The following is a 1,386-nucleotide window of genomic DNA, read 5'->3' as shown; positions in this document are numbered from 1 at the left end:
ACATGCTGACAGGCAGCATTTTTGATTGACTCCCACGTGCGCTGGCGCGGGACTGCACGCATATTATTTGTGTTAAACACGCCTCCGCCCCGGGCTTGTGCATTGATACTTACCGCATCCTCCAATGAAGAAGACCAAAATCCTCCTCAGCGCCGGCATAGCCAGCGCTTTCGCCGTCGCGATACTCTACATCGCCGGCATTCACACCAAGGATGCACCCGTGCAACCACAACCCCAAGCCGCCGCGACTTGCACGCACGACCATGCGAAGGAGCCCATCGTGCTCCAAAAGCTTGAAGCGCACCTGACCGCGCAGCTCCCGGTGGCCAAGGCCTACCCCGACATCGCCAACGATCCGGAGGCCGTCGCCGCCATGCAGCTCAAGCGCCTGCAAGCCGTCTTCCCGGAGCTCACCGCGTTTCCCGCCAACTGGAAGGACTTCAGCCCCAAAGAAGTGCTGATTGCTCCTTACGAGGACATCCAAATTCCCTTCCAGCTCGACACCGCAAAAACGGTGAAAGCAGCCGAGGGCGAAGATCGCCTCGTTCAAGTCTACCGCAATGGCATGCAAGGCGGATACGCCGTCACCGCGGCCACCTCGGATGAAATCCTCACCATCGTCACCGTGCCAGGCTCCGACATCTTCGAAATCCATGTCAACAAGGACAACGAAGTCACCGTGACCACGGCGCCGAACGCCGATTGCGCCACCCAAGAGCAACCCAAAAAGGCAGCTCATGTGCCCACGCACGCCGCCATGGTTGCAGCCGCTCAACAAGTCGAAATCCCCGCAGGCGTTCTTCAAAGCGGAAGCAACCACGTTTCCAATGTGGTGTTCTTCTATAACCAAGCCACACTCGATAACTTTTCAACATCAGGCACCAACATCCTGCCAACCAACGCAGCCACCTTGGAAACACGATATATCGCACATGTTGAAGCATCCAACATCACACTTGATAACAGCAACATCCCCCTCGAGTGGAACTATGTGGGAGCATTCCAAATGCCAGAATTCCAGCTCATCAGTGACCGTGAACTAAGAGAGCCAGACGGCAGCTTGGTGCCAAATGCGGATTCACCGCTTCACAATGGAATAGAAATCCTTGGGAACTATTCGTTCAACATTATCGACGCACGCAACCAAGAAGCCTACAATTTTGCCATGGCAAAAATTGAAGAAGTCAAAGCGGACCAATCCGTATTCATCGCACAAATCTGGCCAAACCGTCAAGGTATCGCCGGACTTGCTTGGACAGGATGGAAAGGTTCCCCTGCAAGAGCAGCCAGCGTGCGCACAAACGCCAATTACAACACGCTCGCTCACGAGCTTGGCCACAACTTCGGCTGCCTCCACGATCGCAGCACAGAAAATCTTCCGGACTC

The 1,386-nt window shown here is 55.3% G+C and carries 1 protein-coding gene; it reads left to right on the top strand.

From position 1 onward, the window contains the following. Positions 1-124: 124 nt before the first annotated feature. The coding region (locus tag M2103_RS13180) for a reprolysin-like metallopeptidase (RefSeq protein ID WP_277511148.1) at positions 125-1,386 on the top strand (1,262 nt) is incomplete at its 3' end.

The sequence above is a fragment of the Ereboglobus sp. PH5-5 genome (assembly GCF_029504805.1).
Taxonomy (GTDB): domain Bacteria; phylum Verrucomicrobiota; class Verrucomicrobiia; order Opitutales; family Opitutaceae; genus Ereboglobus.
Note: the sequence above shows the minus strand (reverse complement) of the source record. Positions and strands in the feature narration are given on the sequence as shown.